An 18,251-nucleotide genomic window follows, 5' to 3' on the forward strand; every position below is an offset into this window, starting at 1 on the left:
AACCAAAATACGGCGTCAGTCGTCCAGGTCGCTGCCCGACGAGCTTTCCAGGGACTGCATCATCGACTTGCCGATGACGAGGAAGTCGGCGCGGACCTTGTCGGGGGTGAGCGTGGTGCCGGTCGCGGTGGTGAGGTTGAGGCTGATGTAGAGGTTGCCGTCGTAGAAGTCGAGCTCGTACATGAGGGCGCCGCCGGTCGTGGTGTACATGGCGAACGCCTTCGTGCCGATGCCGTCGACGTCGGTGACCGTCGCGCCGGCGGCGGTGGCGGATCCGGCGAGCTTCTTCACCGCGTCGTAGTGGGTGCGCACGTCGGACGCGCTGGACGGCACGTCGATGGCGACGGTCAGCGTGCCCGCGGTGTCGAAGGTGACGACACAGCCGCCATAGGTGCGGCCGAAGGCGTTGGTGTCCTTGTTCTGCTTGTCCTTGACGGCGCCGAAGGCGGACATGCCCTGGGCACCGGTGACGGTGACGCAGGCGTCGGCGGGCTTGGCGTAGGTGGTGGTGTCAGCAAGGAAGTACAGGGCCACGCCGCCGCCGCAACACAGCAGCAGCAGCGCGCCCGCGATGATTCCGATGATGAGGAAGACTTTCTTCACGCGCTGATGCTGCTGCCCGGTTCACCGAAGGTCAGTCGCGTACCGGCCAATGTCGTCAATCGGGCGCGCGACACGGGCCGCTCGCAACCGTTGGGTGAGGGCGACGCAGGCGAGCACGGCGACCGCGGCGACGATCGCGCCCGGCGGGACGGACTCGCCCAGCAGCAGCGCCGACCACCCGAGCGTCAGCACCGGCTGCGACAGCTGCAGCTGGCCGATCTTCGCGACACCGCCGCGGGCGAGCCCGCCGTACCAGGCGAAGAAGCCGAGGAACATCGAGATGACGGTCACATAGGTGAAGCCGGCCCAGCCCGCCGCGGAGGCGTGCGGTGGCTGCCGCACGACGGAGACCAGGCTCACCACGACCGTGACGGGCAGCGACAGCACCAGGGCCCAGCAGATGGTCCGGGCGCCGCCGAGGTCGCGGGCGAGCGCGCCGCCTTCGGCGTAGCCGAGGCCGCACAGCGCGACGGCGGCGAGCAGGAACAGGTCGGCCGGTCCGACGGACCCGCTGACGGCGCCGCTGGCGACGAGGAACACCAGGACGGCGGCGAGGCCGGCGCCGCCGGCGAGCCAGAACGCCGGGGTGGGCCGCTCGCCGCTGCGCAGGACCGCGAACCCGGCGGTGATGGCGGGCAGCAGCGCGATGACGACGGCGCCGTGCACGGCGGTGCTGGTCTGCAGAGCGAGGGAGGTGAAGAGCGGGAAGCCGACGACGACGCCGAGCGCGACGACCGCGAGCCGCCGCCACTGCGCGCCGGTCGGGCGCGGCGCGCGGGTCACGGCGAGATACGCCAGGGCGAGCAGCCCGGCGCCGACGGCGCGGCCGAACGCGACGAACCACGGGTCGAGGTCACCGACGGCGACCCGGGTGGCGGGCAGCGACATGCTGAACGACAGGACGCCGAGCAGTCCCAGCACCACGCCCGTTACCGTCTTCGGCGCAGTAACGCTATTCTCTTCTCTCATGAATGACGATAACGCAGCCAGCCGCGTTATCCAAGATCTCCGGTTGGCGGCGGCCGCCGCGGCACCGGGGTCGCGGCTGCCGACGGTCCGGGAGCTCAGCGCCCGCCATCAGGCGTCGCCGGTGACCGTGACCCGGGCCATCCGCACGCTGACCGCGGAGGGTGTCCTCGACGCGCAGCCGGGCCGCGGCACCTTCGTCCTGCGTCCCCCGCACACCGCGCACGCCCAGGACCTCAGCTGGCAGTCGATCGCACTCGGCGCCCGGCCACCCGGCGAGGACGCGATGCAGGCGCTCCTGGCGGTCCCGAGGCCGGGGATGATCCCATTGTCCAGTGGGTACCTCGATGCCGACCTGCAGCCCGTAGCGGCGCTCGGCGCGGCCCTCGCCCGGGCCGCAAGGCAGCCGGCGGCGTGGCAGCGTGGCCCGGTCGAGGGGCGCGACGACCTGCGCGCCTGGTTCGCCCGGACCTCCGGCGGGGCACTGCGGGCCGAGGACATGATCATCTGCCCCGGCGGGCAGTCGGCGCTGTCGACCGCGTTCCGGGCGCTGTGCGCACCCGGCGACGCGATCCTGGTGGAGGCGCCGACCTACCTCGGCGCGCTCGCCGCCGCCCGGGCCGCCGGGCTGCGGGTCGTGCCGGTGCCCACCGACGCCGAGGGGGTGCGCCCGGACCTGCTGCGGGCCGCGCTCCTGCGCACGGGTGCCCGGCTGTTCTACTGCCAGCCGCTGTATGCGAACCCGCACGGCGCGACGCTGTCCGCGGCCCGCCGGCCGGAGGTCCTAGCCGCGGTGCAGGCGGCGGGGGCGTTCCTGCTCGAGGACGACTACGCCAGGGACCTCGCGATCGACGACGACCCGCCCCGGCCGCTGGTCGCCGACGACCCGCACGGGCATGTGGTGTATCTGCGGTCGCTGACCAAGTCCGCCGCGCCGGGCCTGCGGGTCGCGGCGATCGGCGCCCGCGGCGCGGCCGGCGCCCGGCTGCGCGCCGCCCGGGTCCTCGACGACTTCTTCGTCTCCGGGCCGCTGCAGCAGGCGGCGCTGGACCTGGTGACGTCGCCGGCCTGGCCCCGGCACCTGCGGGCGTTGCGCACCGCGTTGCGGGCCCGCCGCGAAGCGCTGACCACGGCCATGGCGGTGGACGTACCAGAGCTGCGGTTGGCTCTTGTCCCTGCGGGAGGGCTGCACGTGTGGGCGCGGCTGCCGGAGGGCGCCGACGACGTCGCCGTGACCAACGCCGCCGCGGCGCGGCAGGTGGTGGTGTTCCCCGGGCGGCCGTGGTTCGCGGCCGAGCCCGACGGGGCGTATCTGCGGCTGACGTTCGCCGCCGCCGCGCCGGACCAGCTGCGCGAGGGCGTCCGCCGGCTTGCGGCGGCAATGTGAAAGGGCCGCCGGTGCGACAGCACCGGCGGCCCTTCACAATGGAGTGCTACGGGTTGATCACCAGCGTGAAGGTGCTGGTGGTGTTGCGGATGTTCTCGGCGTTGTTCGAGAACGTCAGGTTGTTGAACGTCGCGGTGCCGACGGCCGGGCCCTGACCGGGTTCGGGCATTTCGTTGACCCAGATGCCGATGCCGGACTTGGCGTTGAACGCGTCACCGCTGCGCTGCGCGCCACTGATGTTGATGTTGGTGAACACGGTGTCCTGGACGGGGTTCTCCGGCGTGGAGCCGGTGTACTTCGTCTGGAACATGATGCCCGAGTAGGTCGGGTCCACGATGTCCACATCGGACACCCGGATCGCCCGGAACGGCTTCGAGGCCGAGAAGACCCAGATCGCACCGAACGCCTGGTTGCCCCAGAAGTGGCCGCCGGCACGCACCAGCGACACGTTCTGGATCACCGTCGCCGGGGAGTTGAACCCGACGAACGGGTACCCGAAGTCCAGCGAGCTGATCGTGATGCCGGAGTACGTCAGCATGTCCGCGATGTAGAGGTTGCGGAACGTGTTGCCGTAGCCGCCGTACACCGCGAGGCCCGCCGCACGCCAGGTCAGCGTCGCGGAGAGGTTCTCCCACAGGTTGTCGTGGTTGCCCACCGAGCCGCCGCCGTCGGTCGCGGAGAACAGCGCGAACGAGTCGTCACCCGTGGAGCGGGCGTCGATGTTGTTCAGGTGGGTGTTGGTGGTGTCGTTGGTGAAGTTGATGCCGTCCGCCCACGTGTCACGGATCCGGCTGTTGGTGATATTGATGTTGCTGTTGTGCACACCCCAGTACATGCAGACGGTGTGCTCGACCCAGACGTTGTCGATGGTGAGCCCGTTGATGTCCTTGAGCTCGCCCCACACCTTGCCGGGGCCGTCGATGCGCGAGGTGTAGTTGCCGAAGAACGCGATCCCCGAGAAGGTGGAGCCGTTGGCGCTGGTCTCCAGGCGGAAGCCGGCGTCGGTGTTCTCCTGGCCCTGCGGGGTCTGGAACTTCGTGTACCACGGGCCGGCGCCGAGGACCTTGACCGCCTTGCCGTACACCCCGAACTTGCTGTTCGTCTCGTACGTGCCGGCGGGCAGGTAGACGCCGAGCGCCGTGGTGCTCTGGCGGGCCGTGTCCAGCGCGTTCTGCACGTCCTGGTGGGTGAAGCCGGCCGGGACGATGTACTTCGTCGGGTCCGGGTTCGCGATCGGCGAGACCTGCTCGAGGTTGATGAAGTCCACCGCGAACGTGCCGCTGTTGGCGGCGTCCTTCTGCAGCTTGATCGTGCTGCCGGCGGCCACCGTGCTGTTGAGCATCACGTTGGCCTCGTCGTAGATGTGACGGGGCCCGGCACCGGGCGAGTTCGACGGCGAGGCCTCGTTGCCGTAGAGCCACGAGTACTTCGACGTCAGGTTGATCGCCTTGTGGAAGGTGCCGTTGACGTAGATGTTCAGCGACGTGGTGGTGCCGTCCGGGATGGAGGCCCGCACGACGAGCGTGTTGGTGTTCGCCCGCGTGGTCCACTGCACGTAGGAGCCGGTCGCGTTGAGCGTGACCGCCTTGCGGCCCGACGCCTCACCGGCGATGTCGCCGATGATGCGGTTCGGCCCGACGACCGCCGCGCCGCCGCCGACGCTGCCGTCCTCCGCCTCGTACATGTCGTACGGCATGTTCGCGCCGCGGCCGACGAACAGCTGCTGCACGGAGGTGTTGTTGGCCTGCTTGACCGACAGCTCGTTGGTGTCCGCGGCGATCACCGTGGTCACCGTGTACTTGCCGTTGGCGGCGGTCCAGGTGCCCAGGTTGACCGGGGCGGTGGTGGCACCGGCGTTGATCACGCCGGAGGTGGAGCCGGTCAGCGTCTTGACGGTCGCGCCGCTGGTGGCGTCCTTGACGGTGACGGTGATGCCGTGGGCGCCGCCGGCGGAGGCCTGGGTGCCCTGGTTCTTGATGGCGACGGTGAACGTGACGGTGTTGCCGGCCGACGGGTTGCTCGGCGACCAACCGGACGGCGAGGCGATCAGGTCGGACGTCTGCACCGGCGCGACGGTGAACGCCGACCCGGTGAAGGTGTTGTTCGCGTCGTCCTGCTCGACGACCGTGTTGCCCTCGTCGACCTTGGCGATCGGCGTGTACGTGCCCGCGTCGCGGGCGCCGATGCTGGCGGTGACGTTGGCGGTCGCGCCGGCGGCGAGTGCGCCGACGTTGGCCGTGCCGACGAGCGTGGTGCCGAAGTAGAACTTGACGTTCGTCGCCGCCGAGCCCGCGGTGCCCTGGTTCTTCACCGTGGCGGTGAGGCTGAGCGCGTCGGTCTCGATCGGGTTGGCCGGCGAGCTGGAGATGCCGGTGACGACGAGGTCCGGGTTCGGCGCCGCGACGCCGAAGATCTGGAACTCGGCGATCTGGCCCGACGGGGCACCGGTGTTGGAGTTGATCTTCAGCTGAACGTCGGCGACCCGCGCGGTGAGCGTGATGTCGACGCTGTTGCCGGTGGCCGGGTCGAAGCGGTAGTCGCGGGCCGGCACCAGGCTGGTGAGGCCGGACGCGCTCTGCTCACGGCCGAGGACCTCGATGTTCTGGGTCCGGGCGCCCCACGCGGTGCTGGGGTCGAGCTTCAGCGTGATCTTGCTGATGTCGGCGTTGGCGCCCAGCGACGTGGTCAGGGTCGCCGGGAAACCGCCCGCGCCCTCCCAGTAGGTGGTGACGCTGTTGTCGTTGGCGTTGGCCGGGATGAACGTGAACACCGAACCGTTGGCGGTGATCGGCTTGCCGATCGCCAGGTTGGTGCCGGGCGGCGGGTTGCCGGTGCCGGTGCGGGTGACCGTGTTGCTGCCCGCCGAGGTGTTGTTCGCGGCGTCGAGCGCCTTCACCTGGTAGGACACCGTGGCCGTGTCGGGCTGGTTGTCGGTGTAGGTGAGGACGTTGCCGGCCACGTTCGCCCGGTAGGAGCCGTTGGCGTAGATGTCGTACCGCGCGATGCTGCCGCTGTTGTCCGTGGAGGCGCTCCACGTCAGGCGGATCTGGCCGCTGGCCGGCTGGGTGTACGCGAGGTTCGTCGGCGCCGACGGCGGCGTGGTGTCCACGACCGTGCCGGTGCGGGTGACGGTGTTGCTGCTCGCGGACTGGTTGCCGGCGGCGTCCCGGGCCTTCACGAAGTACTGGACGGTCGCCGTGTCCGGCTGCGTGTCGGTGTAGGTCAGGATGTTGCCCGCGACGCTGGTACGCAGCACGCCGTTGGCGTAGACGTCGTAACCGGCGATCGTGCCGCTGTTGTCGGTGGAGGCGCTCCACGTCAGGCGGATCTGGCCGCTGGCCGGCAGGGTGAACGCGAGGTTCCCCGGCGCGCTCGGCGCGACCGTGTCACCGGTCGACGGCCCGTACACCTCGAGCTCGGACAGCTGCGCGGCGGCCCAGCCCGTGTTCGCCGAGATGCTCACCCGGATGTAGCGGGTGGTCAGGGTCGTGAACGGGATGGTCACCGTGTTGCCGGTGCCCTGGTTGAACTCGTACTCGGCGGAGCCGAGGATGTTGGTGAACGAGCTGCCGGTGGTGCTGCCCTGCAGGGTCAGCGTCTGGCGGCGGGTGCCCCAGCCGGTGGGCAGCTTCAGCACGACCGAGCTGACCGGGACGGCCGAGCCGAGGTCGACCTGGACCCACTGCGGCAACGCGCCGCTGCTCTCCCAGTAGGAGGCCTGGTTGCCGTCACCGGCGTTGGCGGCCGTGAACCCGGCGTTGGTGCTGCTGGAGGAGAACGTCTTGCCGGCGGCCAGGTTGGTCGTCGACGACGCGACGCCGTAGATCTCGAACTCGGAGATCTGCGCGGCGGGCCAGCCGGTGTTGGCGGTGAAGTTCAGCCGCACGTAGCGGGTGTTGACCGCGGTGAAGTTGATGGTGACGGTGTTCTGCTGGGCCGGGTTGAAGCTGTACCCGAGCGACCCGGCGATCGTGCTGAACGAAGCCCCGTCCGTGCTGCCGGTCACCGACAGGGTCTGCTGCCGCGTCGCCCAGGCGGTGTCGTTGGGCAGCTTCAGCTTGACCTGGTCGATGTTCTTCGCGCTGCCCAGGTCGATCTGCGCCCACTGCGGGAAGGCGTTGTTGGCGCTCTCCCAGTAGGTGGCCTGGTTGCCGTCGTTGATGTTGCCGATCCCGTTGGCGCCGTTGGTGCTGCTCGACGTGGCGGGTCGGCCGCTGGCAAGGTTGGGTCCGCCGGCGGCGTTCGCCGGCAGGGTCTGAGCCGTAACCGCGACCAGGGCTGCCACGGCAAACGCCGAGAGCACCCTTCGCGTCACGTGCCTCTTACTCATCGCGATCCTTTTGTTCCAGGGGACGGGGTGTGCGGTGCGGGGAGTTGGCGGCTCCGCGAGGGACCGCGTGCTTGGCGGTCGGGTCCCTCGTGCAGTGGCGGTGCGGTCTTCAACGACGACTGGCCCGGTCGAGGCCGGGTGGGGGTGGCGCGCGAACGGGCATGGCAGGTGCCTCTCCGTAGGCGGGGGCGGCACGGGTGACCTGTTGGCGGACCGGTCACACCGCGAGTTGCGGAGAGTAGCGAAAGTCTGACGACGGCTTGTTGGAATCTTGCATCACGTTGGCCCAAATGTTGCAGACTTGCTACCAAGAAGTCAACGGGTGTCACTGGAATCGGCGGCGCGCGGTTCTGTGGCATCGCGTGGAGTTCTTGCGTTGGATCGTGGGCACCTCGACACAGGTGTTGAAAAGAGTTTCGAAACGTTCTGGATTCGTTGCCCGCAGGGCTGGTGTTGCCGGGATGTTTCGTGGTTGATTCGTCGGACTGACCGACGAATGAGCTGCGTCGATGCCGACGTGGCGCCGCTCGGCGGTGAGGCTCGACGTTCGATGGGAGTGCGGTCGATGGTGAGCTGTCGATGGTAAACGTCCGATGTGAGCGTCCGATGGAGAGCAGCTGTGAGCGTCCGGTGGTGAGCGTCCGGTGGTGAGCAAGGAGCGCGCCGGCGCCGGTTCCGTCGACGAGCCCACGGACCAGCTCGCCCTGCGCCGGGTCAACCTGAGCCGGACGCTGCGTCACATCCGCACCAACGGACCCCGCTCCCGGGCCGCGATCGCCGCCGCAACCGGCTTGCACAAGGCGACGGTGTCCAGCCTCGTCGACGAACTGCTGAGCCGGCGCCTCGTGCGCGAGATCGGCACCGAGCACTCCGGCGCCGCCGGGCGCCCCGGCCGCGGCATCGCGCTGTCCCCCGACGTCGGCGCCGTCGGCATCGAGATCAACGTCGACTACCTCGCGGTGCACGGCAGCGACCTCACCGGCCGCACCGTCATCGAGAAGCGGGTCAGCTTCGACGCCAAGGGCCGCGACGTCGAGCGCTGCCTCGACGACATCACCCAGGCCGCCCAGCGAACCCTGGCCGAGCTGGTCCGCCGCGGCGTGACCCCGGTCGGCCTGACCGTCGCGGTGCCGGGCCTGGTCGACGTGGCCCGCGGCGTGGTCGTGCTCGCCCCCAACCTCGGCTGGCGCGACGTCCCCGTCGCCACCCGCCTCGCCCACGGCCTGGACCCCGACCTGTGGATCGGCGTCGACAACGACGCCAACCTGGCCGCGCTCGCCGAATACACGTGGGGCGTCGCCGCCGGCACCGACGACCTGGTCTATCTCACCGGCGAGGTCGGCGTCGGCGGCGGGGTGATCGTCAACGGCCGCCTCCTGCGCGGCGCCGACGGCTTCTCCGGCGAGGTCGGCCACCTGCCGCTCGACCCGGGCGGCGACCTGTGCGGCTGCGGCCGCATCGGCTGCTGGGAGACCAAGGTCGGGCTCGCCGAGCTGGTCCGCCGGGCCACCCCGGACGTCGCCTACGGCCTGGAGCAGGGCCCGATCCCCGACCCCGAGGAGCGGATCGCGGAGGTCATGCGCCGCCTCGCCCGCGGCGACAAGGCGGTGGCCGCGGCCGTCGCCGAGGTCGGCCGCTGGCTCGGCCACGGCGGCGCGATCCTGGTCAACCTCTTCAACCCGCGGGTGATCGTGCTCGGCGGCTACTTCGCCGAGCTCGCCGACCACCTGATCCCGTCGGCGCAGGCAAACCTGGCCCGCATGGCCGTCGCCAGCACCGCGGCCCGCTGCCACTTCGTCGCATCGCACCTGGGCTTCACCGCGGCCGCCCGCGGCGGCGCCGGCGTGGTGGTCGAGCGGATGATCGAGGACCCGACCGCGGTGTCCCTGTCGGCACCTAGCCTGGCGGTCGCACGCTGACGATGAAGTCCCGCAACTCGTAGCTGGAGATGTCGGGCTTCATCGCGACCCGCGGCGGCTGGACCATCCTGAGGTCCGGCAGCGCGAACAGCTTGCTCAGGAAGATGTCGGCCTCCTGGATCGCCACGTAGGCGCCCGGGCACCTGTGCGGCCCGTCGCCGAACGCCAGCCCCGGCCCGTCCCCGGCCTCCTCCAGGTTGGCGGCGCTGACGTTGACGTCGACCAGTGCGTCCTTCGGGATCACCGCGTCGCCGGCGGTCAGCTCGGCGGTCGTGCGCCGCTTCAGGTTGCCCACCACCGGCTCCAGTCGCAGCAGCTCGTGCAGCAGAGCCACCCTGTCGGGTTCGTCGCCGCCGGTGTACCGCTCCCGCAACGCCTCGTCGGTGAACAGGTGCCATGCCACGACGTTGACGAACTCCCGCGTCGTGACCATGCCGGCCGCCGCGAACGTCAGGCACTCCCCCAGGATCTCCCCGTCGCGGCACCCCTCGTCGATCAGGTGCGAGATGAGATCGTCCTGGCGCTGCCTGCGCCGCCGGCGCACGGCGGGCCGCACGTCGGCCAGATAGATGCCGAGGAACTGGACGTTCTGCTTGAACACCCACCGGATCCCGTTGAGGCTGGTGAATCCGGGCCTGCCGAACTTCTCCGGGAAGAACGCGTCGAGCCGCTTGTCCAGCCCCGGCCGGCTGTCCGTCAGCCCGATCACCGCCGACACGACCTCGATCGCCATGCGGAAGCTCAGCTTCGCCAGGTCGGCCTCGTGCTGGGTGGTCAGCATGGCGAGCTGCTCGTCGGCGACCCGCTCCATCAGCCCGCGGTAGTGCTCGTCGACCCGGCGCGGCGTGAAGAACCGCGCGGTCTGCCGGCGGTGCTCGCGGTGCTCCTCGCCGTCGCGGTACAGCACCGGGCGGCGGATGCTCGGCGGCAGCTTCTCCACCGTCTCCACGCCGAGGCCGGCCTGCACCGTGTCGGTGCTGCGCAGCACCTCCCGGCCCGCGGCGAACCCCGTCACCTGCCAGGCGCCGTCCGCACCGTGCCGGACCGGGCAGCCGGTGACGACGGCACCCCGCTCGATCTTCCTGCTACTCATGGTGAGCTATACGATACGGCTTCGGCACTGTTGGCGTGTCGCTCGTACGGGTGTTCGAAACGGTGTAGGCTCGATCGCATGATGGAGCTCGCGTACCAGCCCTCGATGCTGGACACGGTCATGCCCACGGTGATGCCCCTCGCCGGCGGGATGGTGCGCCATGAGCTCAGCCGCGGCGCCTGGGTCGACCACCTCCCCGGCTGGGTCCTCGGCTCCGACGCGGTCCTGCAGACCCTGCTCCACGAGGTCGACTGGCGCGCCGAGCGGCGCAAGATGTATGACGGCGTCGTCGACGTCCCCCGCCTCCTGCGGTGGTATGGCGAACGCGACGAGCTGCCGCATCCCCTGCTCGCCGAGGCCCGCCGCGACCTGACCCGGCACTATGTCGAGGAGCTCGGCGAGCCCTTCGTCACCGCCGGCATGTGCCTCTATCGCGACGGCCGCGACAGCGTCGCCTGGCACGGCGACACCATCGGCCGCGGCGCCCGCTTCGACACGATGGTCGCGATCGTCTCGTTCGGCGCTCCGCGCTCGCTGCTGCTGCGCCCGCGCGGCGGCGGTGACAGCATCCGCTTCCCCCTCGGCCACGGCGACCTCGTCGTGATGGGCGGCTCCTGCCAGCGCACCTGGGAACACTCGATCCCCAAGACCGCCCGCCCCGTCGGCCCCCGCGTCAGCGTGCAGTTCCGCCCCACTGGTGTCGCCTGATCGGGGTTCGATCTCTCGATGGATGCGGGACCGCCGCGCAACCCGTATCGTGAGACCGGCTCGGATTATGAGAAGGTGAGCCAGATGAACCAGGTCGATCGTTTCGCGGTGTTCCCGGAGTTGCATATCACGGTCGACCCGATGCCCAACCAAGCGATCAGAGTCAGGGTGGCCGGCGAGGTCACGTTGGAAAATGTCGCCCAGCTGCGCACGGTCCTGCACCGCGCCATCGACGACGTCCGCGCCACCGCCGTCGAGGTCGACCTGAGCCTCGTGTCGTTCATCGACTCGACCGGCATCGGCAAGCTCGTCGGCGCCCGCGCCCACGCCCGCGGCAACAACAGCGACCTGTGGATCGTCAACCCCAGCCCGGGCGTGCGCCGCGTGCTCAGCCTGCTGGGCCTCATGGAGATCCTCAGCGCCCCGGACACCACCGGCACCGCCGCCTGACCCACCCGCACGCCCGTTCCATTTCCGCTCTGCCTTCGGCCGCGCATGGTCCAGCGCCGTCGAGCGCATCATTCGGTGCTACAACACGTCGCCGGCTGCAAACCGGACAACCCGAAGGATCCGAGGGTCAGCGCACCGTGGATCCTTCGGGTTGTCCGGGTTTGTTCGGTGTCACATCCAGCGGGAGCCGAGCCACATCCTGGAGAGCCATTCGGCGTTCGTGATGCCGGTGGCGCTGTAGATCGGGTAGAAGTAGGCGAAGCACACCGCAACCAGTGACACGTAAGCGCCCGCGATGATCGAGCCGATCAGGCGCCGGTCGCTGTCGGGATTCAGGTGGCGGGGCGGGCCGATGATGGCGCCCAGGACGTAGACGACGGCGAGGATCAGGAACGGTTCCGAGGGCAGGGCGTAGAAGTAGAACATCGTGCGGTGGCTCGGCATGGACTGGAACCACGGCAGGATGCCGGCGAGGGCACAGGCCATGATGAGCCAGGCGCGGCCGTCGCGGCGGGCGATCGCCAGCCAGCCGAGGGCGAACAGCGCGGGCAGGAACGACCACCACAGCACCGGCGTGCCGAGCAGCAGGATCTGCGAGACGCAGCTGGCGGCGTCGCACGGGCCGTCGGTGTTGACGTACATGCTGACCGGGCGGCCGAGCAGCAGCCACATCCACGGCCACGACTGGTAGGGATGCTTCGAGACCAGGGTGGTGTGGAAGCCGTACGCCTCCTTGTGGTAGTGCCACAGGTTGACCAGCGGGTCGATGAGGCGGTCGTGCGGGAGGCCGTTCGCCTGCGCGTACCAGTGGCGGAAGTAGCCGTCGTCGGAGGCGAACCAGCCGGTCCAGGTGGCGAGGTAGGTGACCACGATGAGGGCGCCGAAGGCGAGCACCCACCGGCCGTCCTGGACGATCGCGGTGTAGAGGGGCCGGCTGGCGCCGGCCGAGCGGCGGGCGCTGGCCTCGAACACGACGCTGAGCGCCGCGAAGAGCAGCACGTACCACAGCGCGCTCCACTTGACGCCGCAGGCGAGGCCGAGGGAGACCGCGCAGGCGAGGCGATACCAAGGGATGCCGAGCCGTGGGCGGTCGGGGTCGCCGCCGGTCTCCAGCAGCGTGAGCCAGCGGGCGCGGCGCTGTTCGCGGTCCAGGATCAGGAAGTAGAACGCGACGACGATCCAGAACATGAGGAAGATGTCCAGCAGCGCCGCCCGTGACAGCACGAAATGCATGCCGTCCAGGGACATCAGCAGCCCCGCGGTGGCGGCCAGGAGCGTGGAGCGGAACAGCCGCCGCGCGGCGAGGACGATCAGCAGGATCGACACCACCCCGACCACGACCGCCGCGATGCGCCACCCGAACGAGTTGTACCCGAAGACCTGCTCGCCCAGCCCGATCATCCATTTACCGAGGGGCGGATGCACCACGTACTGCGGGGTGCCGTCCTCCGGGTTCCACTCGACCCCGTGCTGCAACAGGTCCCACGCCTCGTTGGCGTAGTACACCTCGTCGAACACCGTCTCCTTCGGATGCGCCAGATTCACCATCCGCAGCAACAGCGCCACCCCGGTGACCAGGATCGCCGCCAGCCAGAACCCCGGGGTCGCGGGTCCCGGCCGGGCGAGCCGGCGACGGGTCACGTCAGGCACGGTCCGGGCCTCCGACGAAGTCATCCGGTGATCGTAAGGGGGAGATCGCCGCGGCGGCGGCCCCGCCCGCAACAGTGCGGTGTCAGTGGTGGGTCTCGGCGGGCGCCTTGCGGGGCATCAGCGTGACGACCGGGACGCTGACGGCGACGAGCGCGAGGACCACGCCGAGGCTGACCGTCATGGCATGGTCGAGGCCACCGGCCGCGGCGTGGAAGAACAGCGAGGTGACGGCGGCCGAGCCGATACCGGCGGCGAGCTGCTGGACGGAGCTGAGCGAGCCGCTGGCGCTGCCGGCCTCGTCGGGGTCGATGTCGCCGAGCGTCACGTCGAAGATGGTGCTGTAGCAGCAGCCCATGCCGACACCCACGACGAACAGCGCCGGCGCGAGCGCCCACAGTCCGGTGGCGGTGCCCGAGGCGAGGACGAGTGCGAGGGCCCAGCCGGCGCCCGCCAGTACCAGCGCGAGCCCGATGAAGATCAGGGTGCGGCCGAGCTTCTCGACCAGCCCGCCCATGGCGGCGAACGCCGAGGCGATGATGCCCAGCGTCAGCGGGAGCAGGGCGAGCGCGGCACCGCGCGGGGAGGCGTGCAGGCCGGTCTGGATGAACAGCGACAGGACATAGACCAGGCCGGTGGTGGCGGCGAAGACGGCGAGGCCGACCAGCAGGCCGGAGGTGAAGCCGCGGTTGCGCAGCAGCGACGGCTTGATCAGCGGGTCGGTGGCGGTGCGCTGGCGGCGGGCGAACGCTACGAAGCAGGCGAGACCGCCGGCGACGGCGCCGACCGGCACCGTGGTCCAGCCGTTGGTGGAGCCTTCGATCAGGCCGTACAGCAGGCCGAACATCGTGCCGGCGAGCAGGCCGGAGCCCCAGCCGTCGACGGTCGTGGCGCGGTCGCCCTGGTCGCGGGGCAGGATCCGCACGGCGATCGCCAGGCCGGCGGCGCCGAGGATCAGGTTGACCAGGAAGATCGGCCGCCACGACAGGCCGAACAGGTCGGCGTCGATGACGAACCCGGCGAGGACCGGCCCGCCGACGGTGGCCACGCCCAGCAGCGGGCCGAACAGCCCGAACGCCTTGGTGAGCATGTCCCGGGTGAACGCCTTCGTCATGATCGCCATGCCCTGCGGGATCAGCAGCGCGCCGAAGGCGCCCTGGGCGATCCGGGCGAGGATCAGCACCGCGGGGTCCGGCGCGAGCCCGGCGACGGCCGAGGCGAGGGTGAAGCCGGTCATGCCGGCCAGGAAGAGCCGGCGCTGGCCGAACTTGTCGCCGAGCCGTCCGCCGACGACGAGCAGGACGCCCATGGCCAGCATGTACGCGGTGCCGAGCCACTTGATCAGGCTCTCCCCGCCGTGCAGGTCCTGGGCGATGGTGGGCGCGGCGATGTTGGTGACGGTCGAGTCGATCATGTCCAGGCCGTCGGCGAGGAGGACCAGGGCGAGGATCGCCCACATGGCGCGGGTGGTCAGGCCGCTGGTCGCTGTGGTGGTCATGCTCCGAGCATATGCAGAGTCACTCTAAAGTCAAAGTGATTCTGCTTTCATAGTCGGTACGATAGTGCGCATGACGACGACGCCCGGCCGACGGGAACGCAAGAAGGCGCTGACCCGCCAGGCCCTCGCGGACGCCGCGCTGGAGCTGTTCCTGGAGCACGGCTACGACGGGGTCACGGTCGCCCAGATCGCCGACGCCGCCGACGTGTCCCTGGCCACGCTGTTCAAGCACGTGCCGGACGGCAAGGAGGCGCTGATCTTCGACGACGGCACCGAGCGGCGCGAGGCGGTGGTGGCCGCGGTCCGCGACCGTCCCGCCGGCACCTCGGTCCTCGCCGCGCTGCGCGGGTTCATGACCGGCCGTGGCCCGTTCGCCACCGACCTGACCCCCGACCTGCGCCGCAAGCGTGACCTGATCGTGGGCACCCCAGCCCTGGCCGGGTACCAGCGCAAACTGTGGCTCGCCGGCGAGGGGGCACTCGCCGAGGCGATCGCCGCGGGAGGCGACGCGCAGGACCCCGCGACGCGCGCGCTGGCGCGCTACGTCCTGGAGATCCCGGAGCTGGCCGGCACCGACCCGGACCCGCGCGCGTCCCTCGACGCGATCTTCGACCTACTGGAGCGGGGCTGGACCGGCTGACGGCATCTGCAGCGTCGCGGTCTCGTATCCGGTCGGCGGCGGGACATACCCGGGCGGCGGGACGTAGGGGTGCAGGCGGACACCGGGCCGGTCTTCGCGGAAGCGGTCGAGCGCCGCATCGGTCACCGCCGTGCGGCGCAGGTCGAGCGCCTGCAGGTCGAACCGGTCGAGGACCGGGATGATCGCGTCGGTCACGGGTGTGCCGCTCAGATCCAGGGACCGCAGCCGCGTGACGCTCTCCAGGAGCCGTTCCACGTCCCGGTCCGTGCCATGCGCGAGGTGGAGGTCCAGGCTGTCCAGTTCGTCGGGCAGCGTCGCGGGCCCGGCGACCTCGTCGGCGGTGATCCGCAGCGTCCGCAGGGACCAGGGCACGGCGCCGTCCAGCCGCAGGACGCCCGGCGCGTGCAGGTCCATGGTGGTCACGGCCGGCAGGACCCCGGCGAGCGACCCCAACGGCGTCGCCGGCAGGCCGGTGATCGTCAGGGTTTCGACGGCGTCGAGCGACCTGGCGGCACGGACCTGGACGCCGTCCGCCGCCACATGCAACCGGAGCACCCGCAGCTTCGGGAAGCGGGCGAACGCCGAGAGGTCCCCGAGCGTCCACATCCGGTGGTCGAGGATCTCCAGGTTCGGCAGGTCCGGCAGCGCGGCGTCGAACCCGCCGGTCATCAGGTGCAGCGATTCCACGCGCTGCGGTGCGGCGGCGATCCGGCGCAGGTCCGCCGCGTCCCAGCACTCGGCGAGCGCGTGGATGCTGAACGGGACGTCGCGGCGCCCGAACGGCAGGACCGGCCCGCACACGTTGAACGGCGGCGGGCCGGTGGGTGCGTGATAGAGCATGTCCTCGTCGTCGAAGAACCGGCCGCAGCAGACGACCTCGACGAGGGTCGCGTCGCCGGTCTCGCTGACGACACCCAGGTTGATCCACTGCGGGACGCGGCCGTCGCGCCACAGCTCGGCCAGCGCCGTCTCCGCGTCGCACCGGTGCAGCGCCACGGCCCGCTCCAGGCTGCTGTCCTCGGGATACCGCACCTCGCCGGGCGCCGGCGCGTTGCCGTCGTAGGACTGGTTGAGCCGCACCCGGAACAGCAGCCGCTCCGGCAGCGGCTCCAGCACGGCCGCACGGGCGAGGTCCCGCGCGGCCGCCGCCGACGCCGCGAACCGGGCGGCGAACGCGTCTCGCTCCACGCCGCCGAATCTACTTGAGCTGGCCGGCCGTGAGGCCCGACTGCACCTGGCGCTGGAAGACGAGGTACAGGATGAGCACGGGCAGCATCGCGATCGCCATGCCGGCGAACAGTGCGCTGTAGTCGCCGGCATAGCCCTGGTTGATGGTGAGCGCGGTGAGCCCCTGGGTGAGGACCCATTTCTTCTCCGCGCCCTCCCCCTGCATCAGGACGATCGGCAGCACGTACTGGTTCCAGTGCCCGAGCAGGTTGAAGATGCCGACGCTGATCAGGCCGGGGCGGGCCATCGGCAGCATGATGCGGAAGAACAGCCCCCAGTGCGAGCAGCCGTCCACCATCGCGGCCTCGGCGACGTCGGACGGCAGCGTCCGGAAGAACGCGGTGAGGAAGAAGACGGTGAACGGCAGCGAGTACGCGGTGTAGACCAGGATCAGGCCGAGGTGTGTGGAGAGCAGGCCGAGGTTCTTCACCACGAAGAACAGCGGCACCAGCGCCAGGAAGACCGGGAACATCATGCCGCCGACGAACAGGAAGTAGATGAACCGCCCGAACTTGATGGTGTACCGGGCCAGCACGTAGGCGGCCATCGCGCCCAGCAGCATGGTGAGCACCAGCGCGCCGCTGACGACGACCGCGGTGTTGAGGAAGTACCGGCCGATGTTCGCCTCGGTCCAGGCGCGGCTCCAGTTGTCGAAGCGCAGCTTCGACGGCAGGCTCCAGGCGCTGGTGAGGATCTCGTTGTCGGACTTGAACGCGCTGAGGACCGCCCAGATCAGCGGAAACGTGGTGAGCACCGCCCAGCCGACGAGGACCGTGTGGGAGAACGCGTTGAAGACGCCGAAGCGCCGGCGCGGCGGCACCTTCGCCGCCGCTGGGGTCTCGACGCGGTCGGTGACAGCGGTCATGCGGGCCTCACAGCTCGATCCGGTCGCGGCGGGTGATGCGCAGCGAGACGAACGCGACGGACAGCGTCAGGAAGAACATCGCGACCCCGATGGCCGAGGCGTAGCCGAACTTGGACTCGTTCATGGCGTCGCCGTAGAGCCGCAGCCCGATGACGTCGGAGCTGTTGCCCGGCCCGCCGTCGGTGATGATCTGCACGATGGCGAACGCGTCGATCGCCAGGATCGCCAGGTACACCCAGGCCACCTGGATCGTGTCCCACACCAGCGGCACGGTGATCTTTCGCAGGATCTCGCCGCGCTCGGCGCCGTCGAGCATCGCCGCCTCGTAGAGTTCCCTGGGGATCGACTGCATGGCGGCGTTGAACAGCACGACGTAGAAGCCGACGTTGCTCCACACCATGACCGCCAGGACGCACCAGAACGCCAGGTCCGGGTCGCCGAGCCAGGGTTTGGCGAGGCCGTCCAGCCCGATCGCGCGGAGGAAGCCGTTGAGGATGCCGCTGCGCGGCGCGTACACCTCCTTCCACAGCACGCCGATGATCGCCACCGACAGCACCTGCGGGAAGAAGTACACGATGCGGTAGAAGGCGGCACCGCGCACGCCGTGCACGCCCGCCCGGCCCTTGCGCCCGCCGACGCTGAGCATCGACGCGAAGAACAACGCCAGCACGATCGTGATGATCGGCAGTGCCACGAGGATGATGGCGTTGTTCTTCAACGCGTTCCACACGTAGTGGTCCTGCAGGAGCCGGCGGAAGTTCTCCGGCCCCACGTATTCGTACGTCGGCGACAGCCCCCGCCAGTTGGTCAGCGAGATCTGGAACGCCTGCAGATACGGCGAGATGACGAACACGGCGTACAGCGCCAGCGGCGGTACGAGGAACGTGAGCACGAACAGGCGCCGACCGTGCCGCATGG

Annotated in this window: 14 protein-coding genes; 5 read left to right on the plus strand and 9 right to left on the minus strand. The window is 70.3% G+C overall.

What is annotated here, in order from left to right:
- Positions 1 to 15 precede the first annotated feature (15 nt).
- Positions 16 to 603 carry a hypothetical protein gene (locus tag AB0K00_RS46555; RefSeq protein WP_363535824.1) on the minus strand — a complete coding sequence of 196 codons (588 nt, stop codon included), beginning with the start codon at positions 601 to 603 and terminating at the stop codon, positions 16 to 18.
- Positions 604 to 624: 21 nt separating this feature from the next.
- Positions 625 to 1,527, minus strand: a complete 903-nt coding sequence (locus tag AB0K00_RS46560; protein WP_363535826.1) for a DMT family transporter — start codon at positions 1,525 to 1,527, stop codon at positions 625 to 627.
- An 88-nt stretch (positions 1,528 to 1,615) separates the two neighbouring features.
- Here AB0K00_RS46560 and AB0K00_RS46565 point away from each other — a divergent pair, with 88 nt between their 5' ends.
- Positions 1,616 to 2,956 (plus strand): PLP-dependent aminotransferase family protein, encoded by a 1,341-nt coding sequence (locus AB0K00_RS46565; protein WP_363535829.1) that lies wholly within the window; start codon positions 1,616 to 1,618, stop codon positions 2,954 to 2,956.
- 46 nt (positions 2,957 to 3,002) lie between these two features.
- Here AB0K00_RS46565 and AB0K00_RS46570 read toward each other — a convergent pair whose 3' ends face one another.
- On the minus strand, positions 3,003 to 7,286 hold the full coding sequence (locus AB0K00_RS46570; RefSeq protein WP_363535832.1) for a discoidin domain-containing protein: 4,284 nt from the start codon (positions 7,284 to 7,286) through the stop codon (positions 3,003 to 3,005).
- A gap of 647 nt (positions 7,287 to 7,933) precedes the next feature.
- Here AB0K00_RS46570 and AB0K00_RS46575 point away from each other — a divergent pair.
- A complete protein-coding gene (locus AB0K00_RS46575) occupies positions 7,934 to 9,205 on the plus strand; it encodes an ROK family transcriptional regulator (RefSeq protein ID WP_363535835.1) in 1,272 nt (423 codons plus the stop codon).
- Here AB0K00_RS46575 and AB0K00_RS46580 read toward each other — a convergent pair.
- Positions 9,183 to 10,298, minus strand: coding sequence for a cytochrome P450 (locus AB0K00_RS46580; protein ID WP_363535838.1), 1,116 nt, complete (start codon positions 10,296 to 10,298; stop codon positions 9,183 to 9,185). The two genes, AB0K00_RS46575 and AB0K00_RS46580, sit on opposite strands and share 23 nt — an antisense overlap.
- An 81-nt stretch (positions 10,299 to 10,379) precedes the next feature.
- Here AB0K00_RS46580 and AB0K00_RS46585 point away from each other — a divergent pair, with 81 nt between their 5' ends.
- Both AB0K00_RS46585 and AB0K00_RS46590 read left to right on the plus strand, forming a co-directional pair.
- Positions 10,380 to 11,006: an alpha-ketoglutarate-dependent dioxygenase AlkB gene (locus AB0K00_RS46585; RefSeq protein WP_363535936.1), complete on the plus strand. Its 627-nt coding sequence runs from the start codon at positions 10,380 to 10,382 to the stop codon at positions 11,004 to 11,006.
- An 84-nt stretch (positions 11,007 to 11,090) separates the two neighbouring features.
- Complete coding sequence (locus AB0K00_RS46590) at positions 11,091 to 11,456, plus strand: STAS domain-containing protein (RefSeq protein WP_363535841.1); 366 nt, start codon at positions 11,091 to 11,093, stop codon at positions 11,454 to 11,456.
- 171 nt (positions 11,457 to 11,627) lie between these two features.
- On the opposite strand, the gene AB0K00_RS46595 is transcribed toward AB0K00_RS46590, so the two are convergent.
- Both AB0K00_RS46595 and AB0K00_RS46600 read right to left on the minus strand, forming a co-directional pair.
- Positions 11,628 to 13,130 carry a phospholipid carrier-dependent glycosyltransferase gene (locus AB0K00_RS46595; protein WP_363535844.1) on the minus strand — a complete coding sequence of 501 codons (1,503 nt, stop codon included), beginning with the start codon at positions 13,128 to 13,130 and terminating at the stop codon, positions 11,628 to 11,630.
- Positions 13,131 to 13,188: 58 nt separating this feature from the next.
- Positions 13,189 to 14,601: an MFS transporter gene (locus AB0K00_RS46600; protein WP_363535847.1), complete on the minus strand. Its 1,413-nt coding sequence runs from the start codon at positions 14,599 to 14,601 to the stop codon at positions 13,189 to 13,191.
- Positions 14,602 to 14,671: 70 nt separating this feature from the next.
- Between AB0K00_RS46600 and AB0K00_RS46605 the strand changes: the two genes are divergently transcribed.
- Positions 14,672 to 15,241, plus strand: coding sequence for a TetR/AcrR family transcriptional regulator (locus tag AB0K00_RS46605; RefSeq protein WP_363535850.1), 570 nt, complete (start codon positions 14,672 to 14,674; stop codon positions 15,239 to 15,241).
- Here AB0K00_RS46605 and AB0K00_RS46610 read toward each other — a convergent pair.
- Genes AB0K00_RS46610 through AB0K00_RS46620 form a run of 3 tightly spaced genes read right to left on the minus strand, consistent with a single transcriptional unit; the run spans position 15,215 to position 18,249 of the window.
- Positions 15,215 to 16,429, minus strand: a complete 1,215-nt coding sequence (locus AB0K00_RS46610) for a hypothetical protein (protein WP_363535853.1) — start codon at positions 16,427 to 16,429, stop codon at positions 15,215 to 15,217. The genes AB0K00_RS46605 and AB0K00_RS46610 overlap by 27 nt on opposite strands.
- A 10-nt stretch (positions 16,430 to 16,439) precedes the next feature.
- Positions 16,440 to 17,333 (minus strand): carbohydrate ABC transporter permease, encoded by an 894-nt coding sequence (locus tag AB0K00_RS46615; RefSeq protein WP_363535856.1) that lies wholly within the window; start codon positions 17,331 to 17,333, stop codon positions 16,440 to 16,442.
- 7 nt (positions 17,334 to 17,340) lie between these two features.
- Positions 17,341 to 18,249, minus strand: coding sequence for a sugar ABC transporter permease (locus tag AB0K00_RS46620; RefSeq protein ID WP_363535859.1), 909 nt, complete (start codon positions 18,247 to 18,249; stop codon positions 17,341 to 17,343).
- Positions 18,250 to 18,251: the final 2 nt, after the last annotated feature.

The organism is Dactylosporangium sp. NPDC049525 (assembly GCF_040676755.1).
Taxonomy (GTDB): domain Bacteria; phylum Actinomycetota; class Actinomycetes; order Mycobacteriales; family Micromonosporaceae; genus Dactylosporangium.

Coding starts and splice junctions, on each gene's coding strand:
- AB0K00_RS46590 (WP_363535841.1), top strand. CDS start 11,091: ATGAACCAGGTCGATCGTTTCGCGGTGTTCCCGGAGTTGCATATCACG.
- AB0K00_RS46620 (WP_363535859.1), bottom strand. CDS start 18,249: ATGCGGCACGGTCGGCGCCTGTTCGTGCTCACGTTCCTCGTACCGCCG.
- AB0K00_RS46600 (WP_363535847.1), bottom strand. CDS start 14,601: ATGACCACCACAGCGACCAGCGGCCTGACCACCCGCGCCATGTGGGCG.
- AB0K00_RS46605 (WP_363535850.1), top strand. CDS start 14,672: ATGACGACGACGCCCGGCCGACGGGAACGCAAGAAGGCGCTGACCCGC.
- AB0K00_RS46615 (WP_363535856.1), bottom strand. CDS start 17,333: ATGACCGCTGTCACCGACCGCGTCGAGACCCCAGCGGCGGCGAAGGTG.
- AB0K00_RS46580 (WP_363535838.1), bottom strand. CDS start 10,298: ATGAGTAGCAGGAAGATCGAGCGGGGTGCCGTCGTCACCGGCTGCCCG.
- AB0K00_RS46595 (WP_363535844.1), bottom strand. CDS start 13,130: ATGACTTCGTCGGAGGCCCGGACCGTGCCTGACGTGACCCGTCGCCGG.
- AB0K00_RS46570 (WP_363535832.1), bottom strand. CDS start 7,286: ATGAGTAAGAGGCACGTGACGCGAAGGGTGCTCTCGGCGTTTGCCGTG.
- AB0K00_RS46585 (WP_363535936.1), top strand. CDS start 10,380: ATGGAGCTCGCGTACCAGCCCTCGATGCTGGACACGGTCATGCCCACG.